The sequence below is a fragment of the Gaiella sp. genome, from assembly GCF_035558935.1.
Classification (GTDB): Bacteria; Actinomycetota; Thermoleophilia; order Gaiellales; family Gaiellaceae; genus Gaiella.
In genome coordinates this window covers 34575-44419 of the sequence record NZ_DATMBZ010000063.1, presented here as the reverse complement: position 1 = coordinate 44419, position 9845 = coordinate 34575, and the positions used below count along the sequence as shown (strand labels likewise).

Here is a 9845-nt window from a genome sequence, read left to right as displayed (position 1 = left end):
GCCCGGTCGCGCGAGGTCTCCGAGCTCGAGCGCATCTCGGGGATGACCGCCGGCGAGGCCAAGCAGCACCTCCTCGAGCGGACGGAGGACTCGGTGCGGCACGAGCTCGCCCGGCGCGTGCGCACCATGGAGGAGGAGGCGCGGGCCGAGGCCAAGCGGCGCGCCCGGAACCTCGTCGCCGACGCGCTCCAGCGCGTGGCCGCCTCCCACGCCGCGGAGACGACAGTCACCCTCGTGGAGCTTCCGTCCGACGACATGAAAGGGCGCATCATCGGCCGCGAGGGCCGGAACATCCGCGCGCTCGAGCACCTGACGGGCGTCGACTTCATCATCGACGACACGCCACAGGCGGTCGTCCTCTCGTCCTTCGACGGGATCCGTCGCGAAACCGCGAAGCTGACGCTCGTGAAGCTGATTGAGGACGGGCGCATCCACCCGGCGCGGATCGAGGAGATGTATTACCTCTCGAAGGCCGAGCTCGAGGAGCAGATCCAACAGGCGGGCGCGCAGGCTGTGTTCGAGGCGAACTGCGGCGAGCTGAACGAGGAGCTCGTGGCGATCCTCGGTCGGCTTCGGTTCCGCACGAGCTACGGACAGAACGTCCTGAAGCACACGCTCGAGGTCGTCCACCTCGCGGGGATCATGGCCGCGGAGCTGGGCGCCGGCGTGAAGACCGCCAAGCGCGCGGCGTTGCTGCACGACCTCGGCAAGGCGATGACGCACGAGGTCGAAGGCTCTCACGCGCTCGTCTCGGCGCAGCTCGCCCGCCGCTTCGGGGAGTCCGAGGGCGTCGTGCACGCAATCGAGGCGCACCACTACGAGGTGCAGCCGCAGACGGTCGAGGCGGTGCTGCTCATCGCCGCTGACGCCATCTCCGCGTCGCGGCCGGGCGCCCGGGGCGAGAGCCTCGAGCACTACATCAAGCGTCTCTCCGCGCTCGAGGAGATCGCGATGTCGAAGTCGGGTGTCGCGAAGGCATATGCGCTCCAGGCGGGCCGCGAAATCCGCGTGATCGTCGAGCCGGCGGAGGTCGACGACGACGGCACGGCGCTCCTCTCCTACGAGATCGCCCGGCAGATCGAAGACCAGCTCGAGTACCCCGGCCAGGTCAAGGTGATCGTGATCCGGGAGTCACGCGCGGTCGAGATCGCCAAGTAGCGGTATGCCGCCGTGGAGCAGCTGCCCGATCTGGCGCCGCTGGCTGCCGTCGCCAAGACGCTCGCCGGCGAGTGGGGGCTCGAGCTCGGCATGCCGTTCTCCGCGACCCGCTACTCGTACGTGGTTCCGGCCGGCGCGGATGCGGTGCTCAAGCTCCGTCCGGCCGAGGACGACGAGTCGGAGGAGGAGGCCGACGCACTCGCGCTCTGGGACGGGGACGGCGCCGTCCGCCTCCTGCGTCGCGACGACGCGCGCAGAGCCATCCTCCTCGAGCGCGTGCGACCGGGGTCCGACCTCTCGACGCTTCCCGAGGACGAGGCCACGGCACGTGCCGTCGAGATCGGCCCTCGTCTCTGGCGTCCGGCCGGCGCGTCTTTTCGCTGGATCGGGGACCACGTGCCACGGTGGCTCGACAACGCGGAGAGCGAACCGGGTCGCGCGCTCGTGCCGCTCGCGCGCCGCCTCTCCGCGGAGCTCGACGTCGGACGTGCCGTGCTCGTACACGGCGACTTCCACCACCACAACCTCCTCGCCGCCGGCTCCGGCTACGTCGCGATCGACCCGAAGCCCATGCTCGGGGAGCCGGAGTTCGACGTAGCGCCGTTCCTCTGGAACCCACTGTCCTCCCGCATGCGTCTCGATGTCACCGAGCGGCGCCTCGCGGCATTCGCCGCAGCCGGCCTCGACGAGGGTCGCATGCGGGCATGGGCGGTGATCCGGGGCGCCTACCTCCAGACCGACGCGTGCGCGCTCGCGGTCATCCGCGCCCTCGTGTGAGCGGCGGAGACGCCGCTACCATCGACTCGCCGTGCGCCGTTACCACGTCACCACGTTCGGCTGCCAGATGAACGCTCACGACTCGGAGCGCATCAAGGGCATGCTCGAATCGCTCGGCCTCGGCGAGGCGGCGGCGCCAGAGGACGCGGACATCGTCGTCTTCAACACGTGCACGATCCGCGAGAAGCCGGACACGAAGCTCGCGGCCTACCTCGGGGACGCCGCCGCCAGGAAGCGCCGGCGGCCCGACATGGTCGTCGCGGTCGGCGGGTGCTACGCGGAAGCCCAGCGGGAGCGCATCTTCGAGCGCTACCCGTTCGTCGATGTCGCGTTCGGTCCGGGCTCGATCCCGCATCTGGGCGACTGGATCAGGGCCGGCGGGTACGCCGTCCCGCGGGGGCGCTTCGGCTCCCACGAGACGTTCGCCGCGACGCTGCCGATGCATCGTGAGCGCCGTTTCAGCGCCTGGGTGCAGGTCTCGATGGGGTGCAACTCGAAGTGCGCGTACTGCATCGTCCCGGCGGTTCGCGGGCGCGAGCAGAGCAGGCGGCCCGGGGAGATCGTCGCGGAGGTCGAGCGTCTCGCCGTCGACGGCGTCAAGGAGATCACCCTTCTTGGCCAGAACGTCAACTCGTGGGGCCGCGATCTCGCGCCGGGCCTCGTGACGGAGTTCGGCGAGCTGCTGCGAGCGTGTGATGTCGTCGAGGGGATCGAGCGCATCCGCTTCACGAGCCCCCATCCGAAAGACTTCCGCGAGCCCGTCGTCGCAGCGATCGCCGAGTGCGAATCGGTGTGCGAGCACGTGCATCTGCCGCTTCAGTCGGGCTCGTCGCGGATCCTCAAGGCCATGCGGCGGACGTACTCACGCGAGCGCTATCTCTCGCTCGTGGAGAGGCTGCGTGCCGCAATTCCCGACCTCGCTCTCGGCACCGACGTGATCGTCGGCTTTCCCGGCGAGACAGAGGTGGACTTCTGCGAGACGCTCGAGGTGGTCGAGGCGGTCGGGTTCGACAGCGCGTTCACCTTCGTGTACTCGCCCCGCGTCGGAACGGAGGCGGCGGAGATGCCGGACCAGGTGCCGGAGGAGCTGAAACGCGAGCGGATGGAGCGCCTCGTCGAGGTCGTCCAGCGCGGCGCGGCCGTTCGGAACGAGGGGCGCGTCGGCCTCGTCGAGGAGGTGCTGGTCGAGGGGCCGAGCCGGACCGATCCGGCGCTGCTGCGGGGCCGCACGCGGCGCAACACGACGGTCAACTTCACCGGAACCGCCGCGCCGGGCGACATGGTGCCCGTGACGATCGAAGGCGCCACCTCGACCACGCTCAAGGGCCGCGAGACGACGCTCGTTCCAGCCTGACCCTCGTCCGGCGCCCAATCTCGCGTCACGCTGTGGAGCGATCGGCACGGATACGGTGCAATCTCGTGTCCCATTCGCTGGGATTTCGCGAGTAGGCTCGACTCGTGGGGAGGAGGTCGGTGGCCCAGACGTTGTCCGCGCGGGACATGGCTCCGGAGGACACGTTTCCGGAGCGCAGATCGCGCAGGGAGTTGTCGACAGCGGTGTCGAGACCCGGCCTGTAGGGCGTGGGCAGGTCCGAAGACGCCGCGCGCGACCTCGAGACCACGCAGGACGCCGCGGTCGAACTCGAGACGGGGAAAGAAGGTGTGGAGGTCGTTGCGGTCTTCGGGCCCACCGCCTCCGGGAAGAGCGCCGTTGCCGAGGCCGTCGCACGACGGCTCGGAACGGAGGTGGTCTCCGCGGACGCGATGCAGGTCTACCGGGGCCTGCCGATCCTGACGAACCAGCCGGCGGCGCCGACGCACCTGGTCGCCATCCGGTCGCTCGACGAGACGATGAGCGTCGGAGCGTTCGCTGAGCTCGCGCACGCCGAGATCGACGGGCTGGTCGAGCGCCGAGGCGCCGTCGTCGTCGCAGGCGGCACGGGGCTGTACCTCCGCGCCGCGCTGGCCGATCTCGGCGTGCCGCCGCCCGCCGAAGACGAGGAGCGGGAGCGAATCAGGCACGAGGTCGAGCTGGATCGGACGCGGGCACACAGGCGCCTTTCGGAGCTCGATCCCGTCGCGGGCGCGGCGATTCACCCGCACGACACCAAGCGGCTCGTCCGCGCGCTCGAGCTCGCCGAGTCGGGCCGGTCGCTCGTCGCGGGTCAGAACCGGCTCTGGAGCGGAACGATGCGCCGGCCCACGCGAGTCTACGGGCTCGACGTGCCACAGCCCCTGCTCGAGGAGCGGATCCGGCGCCGAACCGAGGAGATGTTCGCCCGCGGGGTCGTGGACGAGGTCCGCGAGGCGCTTGCCCGGCCCGTGTCGCGCACTGCGGAGAAGACGCTCGGCCTGTCCGAGATCGCCCGGCTCGATCCGGACGAGGCACGCGAGCGGATCATCGTCCGCACGCGCCGCTACGCGGCATACCAGCGCAAGTGGATGCGACGGATTCCGGGCCTCGTGCCGATGGACGGAACGAGACCGGCCGAGGAGCTCGCCGCGGAGATCGCAGCCGAAGCGCGGATGTAGCCTCACGACGGATGCGCTTCGAGAAGTGGCATGCGCTGGGCAACGCCTACCTCCTGGCCGAGCTGAAGGATGCTGGCGCCATGACGCAGGAGCGCGTCCGCCGGCTCTGCGACGTCGACACCGGGATCGGCAGCGACGGCCTCCTCGAGGTTCTCGACCGTGTCGGCACAAGGGCGAGGGTTCGGATCTGGAACCCGGACGGGTCGACGGCCGAGCTCTCCGGGAACGGGACGCGCATCGCTGCGGCGTGGCTCCTGCGCGAGTCCGCTGCGGACACCGTCGAGATCGAGACGGAGGCAAGGGTCGTCCGCGCCGTGCGAACGCCTCTCGAAGGCGTGGTGCGCCAGGACCTCGGAGCGGTGGCAGTCGGAGCCGTCGAGCTGCTCGACGTCGCGGGCGAGCGGATATCGGTCGTCCCGGTGGACGTCGGCAACCCTCACGCGGTCGTTCTCCGCGACGAGCTCTCGCGCGACGAGCTCCTCCGGCTCGGGCCCGCGATCGAGACGCATCCGCGGTTCCCCGGCCGGACGAACGTGCAGCTCGCGCGGCCGGGGCCCCAAGGTTCCGTCTCCATCCTCGTCTGGGAGCGCGGGGCGGGGGAGACGGCGGCATCCGGCTCGTCCGCCGTCGCGGTCGCGGCTGCGGCGACGTCACGAGGCTGGTGTGAAAGTCCCGTGCGCGTGACGATGCCCGGCGGTGAGCTCCGAGTCGCGATCGAGAACGGGCAGGCCGTGCTCGAGGGACCGGTGGAGCTGATCTGCGTCGGGACGACGGAGCTCTGACCGGAGCGGCTAGACCGCGAGCTCGAACTCGCGCAGGACGTCGTTGAGGCTCAGGCGCAGGTCGTGCGACTCCTCGCGCCAGCCGACGATCAGCGCGCACGCGAGCTGGTACGTCCCCGCGGGGAAGCTCCGCGGACGCGTCCCGGGCACCACCACCGCCCTGGGCGGAACCTCGCCGCGATACTCGACGGGCTCCGGCCCGGTCACGTCGATGACCGGCACGGAGGCCGTCAGCGAGACGTTCGCCGACAGCACCGCGCCCTCGCCGACCCGCACACCTTCCGTGACGATGCAGCGCGAGCCGAGGAACGCGCCGTCCTCGACGATCACGGGGGCCGCCTGCGGCGGCTCGAGCACGCCGCCGATCCCCACACCTCCCGCGAGGTGGACGTCGGCGCCGATCTGGGCGCAGGAGCCGACCGTCGCCCACGTGTCGACCATCGTCCGCGGCCCCACCCAGGCGCCGATGTTGACGTAGCCCGGCATCAGGATCACGCCCTCCGAGAGGAACGACCCGCGACGGGCGACGCCCGGCGGAACGACCCGCACGCCAAGCGACGGGTCGACTTGCTTGACCGGGATCTTGTCGAGGTAGTGGAGGCCGCCGGCGTCGAGCGGCTCGACCTTGCGGATGCGGAAGTAGAGAAGGATCGCCTTCTTCACCCACTCGTTCACCACCCAGCCGTCGGGACCGGGCTCGGCGACGCGCAGCCGGCCGCGGTCGAGGAGCTCGATCGCCTCCTCGATCGGCCCGGCGTCGAGCTCGCCGCTCTCCCAGATCGCCTCGATCGACTCCCGGAGCACCATCAGAGGACATCCTCCAGGATCGCGGCCGCCCGGGCGCACTGGTCCTCCGTCGGCACGAGCGCGTAGCGGACATACCCCTCGCCGGTGGGGCCGAGGTACGAGCCGGGCGTGACGAGGACGCCGTGGTCCAGCAGCCTTGCAGCGTGCTCCTCGGACGTTTCGCCGGCGGGGACGGCGATCCAGAGGTACATCGTCGCCGCGCCGCCAGCATCGCGCAGGCCCTTGCGGCGGAGGACGTCGAGCAGGAGCGACCGCTTCCGCCCGTACGCCCCCCGCGCACGGGCGACGTGCTCCTCGTCGCGCCAGGCGACGACCGAGGCCCGCTGGACGAACTCCTGCGGAGCCGTGCCGACGTTCGGCCGGAAGCGCTTGAGAGCGGCGATCAACTCCGGGTCGCCGGCGACGAAGCCGCTGCGGAACCCCGTCATCGACGACCGCTTCGAGAGGGTGTTGAACGCCACGACGCCCGTCAGGTCGGCGAGCTCGAGGGCGGAGGGCGGAGGCTCGTCGAACCACAGCTCGCTGTACGCCTCGTCGGAGGCGAGGACGAACCCGTGCGCACGCGCGAGCTCTGCGAGCCGCTCGAGGAACGACCGCGGCGCGACCGCGCCCGTTGGGTTGTTCGGGGAGTTCAGCCACGCCACGGCCGTGCGCTTCCAGACCTCGTCCGGGACGGCCTCGACGTCGGGCAGGAATCCGTTCTGCTCCCGCAGCGGCAGCTCGAACACGTGCGCACCCGCGAACGCGGCGCCCCGGCCGGGCACCGGGTACCCGGGCTCCGTCACGACGACGGTGTCGCGCCCAGCCGGAGCGTCGAGCACGACCTGCGCGAACGAGTAGATCGCCTCCTTCGACCCGAGCGTCGGAATCACCTGCGTGTCCGGATCCAAGGTGACGCCGAAGCGGCGACCGACCCAGCCGGCGACCGCCTCGCGGAGCTCTGGGAGGCCGACGGCGGCGGGATAGCCCATCCGCTCGCGGACGCCGTCGCGAAGCGCCTGCAGAATCGCCGGGTCCGTCGGCTCCCGCGGATCGCCCATGCCGAGATCGATCACCTCGAGGCCGCGGGCGCGACGCTCGGCCGCCGCATCGTTCAGGCGGACGAAGGGGTACGTCGCCGTCTCGCGGAGAACGGGGGAGAGTGGCACCCCCGGAGGCTAGACGAGGTCGCCGAGCGCGACGCGCCGGAGCGCGAGGTAGGCGCGCTCGAGCGCCTCGACCTCGACCAGCTCGTCCTTCGCGTGCGCGTACCGCGTCCCGCCGGGCCCGAAGTTGACGGCCGGGATGCCGCGGGAGGTGAAGTCGGCGACGTTCGTCCAGGCCTGCTTCGGCTCGATGGCCGCGTTCGCGGCTGCGCGAAGCGCCTGCACGAGCGGCGCGTCGATCGCGACCGCGCCCGGCAGCGAGTTGCCCACGACGTCGACCTCCGCGTCCGTCGGCACGAGCGACCGGAGAAGCTCCTCGGCGTCCTCCGGCGCGCGATCCGGCGGATAGCGGAGGTTGACCGTCGCGACGGCCCGATCGGGCACGACGTTGTCGGCGACGCCCCCCTCGAGCCGCGTGACCGAGACGACCTCGTAGAACGGCAGGCCGTCGATCACCGCCTCGCGACGCTCGTGCGTCGCGACCCGTGCAAGACCCTCGATCGCACGGTGGACGGCGTTGTCCGCGAGCCAGGGGCGCGCCGAATGGCCGCTGACGCCGCTGAACGTGACACGGGCGGAGAGATTGCCTACGCAACCCGCCTGAATCGTCAGGTCGGTCGGCTCGAGCAACACCGCGAGATCGGCCTCTCGGACGAGGGGACACCGGTCGAACAACGCGGGGAGCGGGTTGTGCTGCGGTGGGAGCTCCTCGCGTCCGAAAAGGAGGAGGGCGACGTCCATCGGTCCGGGCTCGCCGACGGCGAGCTCCCGGATTAGCTCGAGCGCGACGGCGACGCCTCCCTTCATGTCGCTCGCCCCGCAGCCGTGGACGGCACCGGCCTCGATGCGACCCGGGATGTTGCCCTGTGACGGAACGGTGTCGTAGTGCCCGGCGAGGACGAGAAGCGGAAGCCCGTCGCGCCGTTCGCGGGCCCACAGGAACGCCTCGTCGCTGCCGTAGACCTCCTCGAACGGGGCCGGCACGAGCGTGCGCAGCCGCTCGCGAATCGCCTCCTCGTGGAGGCTTTCGGACGGGATGTCGACGAGCTCGAGCGTCCGCCCGGCGAGGCTGTCTGCAAGGGCGCTCACGGCGCCGAGCGTAGATGATTGATTCCGAATCGATCGCACCCTCGGATGGGGGCCTGCGGTACGGCGCATCGCGGCGGTGTCGCTCGGCATCCAGGCGATCCAGCCTGCGCGCCGAGCGAGCCGGCCAGGCTGCTTGACGCAGGGCCCATCCCGGGGCGCGCCGACTCGGGATCAATCATCTACCGCTCCCCGCCGGGGCATACTTCGGCTGATGACGGACGGCGAACCCGAGCTCCGGGACGGTTCGGAGCCCGAGCGTGGACTGCTCCTCGCCGTGCTGCCGCAGGGTGTCGACGCCGACGAGGAGCTGGCCGAGCTCCGCGAGCTCGCGCGCACGGCGGGCGTGGCTCCGGTCGGGGAGGTCGTCCAGCGCCGCGCACATGCCGATCCGCGCCGCTATGTCGGCAAGGGGAAGCTCGAGGAGCTGAAGAGAGCGTACGGCGACCATCGGGCCGAGGTGCTCGTCGTCGACGACGAGCTCCAGCCGGTGCAGCAGCGTGCGCTCGAGGACGCGCTCTCGGCCCGCGTGGTCGACCGCACGCAGCTGATCCTGGACATCTTCGCCCAGCACGCCGTCTCGGCCGAGGGAAAGCTTCAGGTCGAGCTCGCGCAGCTCGAGTACAACCTGCCGCGCATGCGAGGCATGTGGAAGCACCTCGAGCGCCAGGCAGGTGGTGGCGGCACCGCCAGCCTCGGAGGCGGCGTCGGCACGCGCGGCCCCGGCGAGTCGCAGCTCGAGAGCGACCGGCGGATGGCCAACCGGCGCATCACGCTGCTCAAGCGTCGACTGCGCGAGGTCGGCGCGCACCGCGCGACTCGGCGCAAGGCACGCATGCGGTCTGAGACGCCCACGGTGGCGCTCGCGGGCTACACGAACGTCGGCAAGTCGACGCTCCTGAACGCCCTCACGGGGGCCGAGGTCCCCGTCGAGGATCGCCTGTTCGAGACGCTCGACCCGACGACGCGAACATTCGAGCACGACGGCAAGCGGTACCTCGTCACCGACACCGTCGGCTTCATCCGCCGGCTGCCGACGCAGCTCGTGGAGGGCTTCGCCTCGACGCTCGAGGAGACACTGGTCGCAGACCTGGTGTTGCACGTCGTGGACGGCTCGCTGCCGGAGGACGTGCTCGCCGAGCAGATCGAAGCCGTCGAGACGGTGCTCGCGGAGATCGGAGCGGGGGAGATCCCCGTCGAGCTCGTCGTCAACAAGGTCGACCTGGTCGAGCGACTCGGCCGGCGCCGCATCGCCAACCGCTTCCCCGACTCGATCCTCGTCTCCGCGGTCACGGGTGGGGGCCTCGAGGAGCTGAAGGCGAGGATCGCCGCTCGGTTCGCCGACCGGTTCGACGAGGTGCGCCTGCTCGTGCCGTACGACGAGGGCCGCGTGCTGTCCGACCTCTATGCGCTCGGCGCGCCGATCGAGGAGCGGAAGGACACCGAGGCGGGCGTCGTCGTCCGTGCACGGCTCCCGCACCGTGAGGTGCGCCGCTTCGCGCCGTTCCTCGTCGCGGGGTCCGGCCTCGGCGACGAGTCGGAGGCGGAGAGCGCGTAG

Annotated in this window: 9 protein-coding genes; 6 read left to right on the top strand and 3 right to left on the bottom strand. The window is 71.2% G+C overall.

What is annotated here, in order from left to right; all coding sequences use genetic code 11:
• From rny to dapF, 5 genes are all read left to right on the top strand, one after another.
• Positions 1–1158 (top strand): ribonuclease Y (rny, locus tag VNM44_RS06440; protein ID WP_325623880.1); only part of this gene is annotated, 1158 nt, incomplete at its 5' end.
• Between the two features lie 12 nt (positions 1159–1170).
• Positions 1171–1935 carry an aminoglycoside phosphotransferase family protein gene (locus VNM44_RS06435; RefSeq protein ID WP_325623878.1) on the top strand — a complete coding sequence of 255 codons (765 nt, stop codon included), beginning with the start codon at positions 1171–1173 and terminating at the stop codon, positions 1933–1935.
• 31 nt (positions 1936–1966) lie between these two features.
• Positions 1967–3289 (top strand): tRNA (N6-isopentenyl adenosine(37)-C2)-methylthiotransferase MiaB, encoded by a 1323-nt coding sequence (miaB, locus tag VNM44_RS06430; protein WP_325623876.1) that lies wholly within the window; start codon positions 1967–1969, stop codon positions 3287–3289.
• 227 nt (positions 3290–3516) lie between these two features.
• Positions 3517–4467 (top strand): tRNA (adenosine(37)-N6)-dimethylallyltransferase MiaA, encoded by a 951-nt coding sequence (miaA, locus tag VNM44_RS06425; protein ID WP_325623874.1) that lies wholly within the window; start codon positions 3517–3519, stop codon positions 4465–4467.
• 11 nt (positions 4468–4478) lie between these two features.
• On the top strand, positions 4479–5249 hold the full coding sequence (gene dapF / locus VNM44_RS06420) for a diaminopimelate epimerase (protein ID WP_325623871.1): 771 nt from the start codon (positions 4479–4481) through the stop codon (positions 5247–5249).
• A gap of 9 nt (positions 5250–5258) precedes the next feature.
• Here the strand turns inward: dapF and VNM44_RS06415 are convergent, their stop codons facing one another.
• The 3 genes from VNM44_RS06415 to dapE are packed head-to-tail and all read right to left on the bottom strand — an operon-like array spanning position 5259 to position 8290.
• Complete coding sequence (locus VNM44_RS06415) at positions 5259–6056, bottom strand: 2,3,4,5-tetrahydropyridine-2,6-dicarboxylate N-succinyltransferase (RefSeq protein WP_325623869.1); 798 nt, start codon at positions 6054–6056, stop codon at positions 5259–5261.
• Positions 6056–7204, bottom strand: coding sequence for a pyridoxal phosphate-dependent aminotransferase (locus tag VNM44_RS06410; RefSeq protein WP_325623867.1), 1149 nt, complete (start codon positions 7202–7204; stop codon positions 6056–6058). Before VNM44_RS06410 ends, VNM44_RS06415 begins: the two co-directional genes overlap by 1 nt.
• A gap of 9 nt (positions 7205–7213) precedes the next feature.
• On the bottom strand, positions 7214–8290 hold the full coding sequence (gene dapE, locus VNM44_RS06405; protein ID WP_325623865.1) for a succinyl-diaminopimelate desuccinylase: 1077 nt from the start codon (positions 8288–8290) through the stop codon (positions 7214–7216).
• 211 nt (positions 8291–8501) lie between these two features.
• Between dapE and hflX the strand changes: the two genes are divergently transcribed.
• Positions 8502–9845: a GTPase HflX gene (gene hflX / locus VNM44_RS06400; RefSeq protein WP_325623863.1), complete on the top strand. Its 1344-nt coding sequence runs from the start codon at positions 8502–8504 to the stop codon at positions 9843–9845.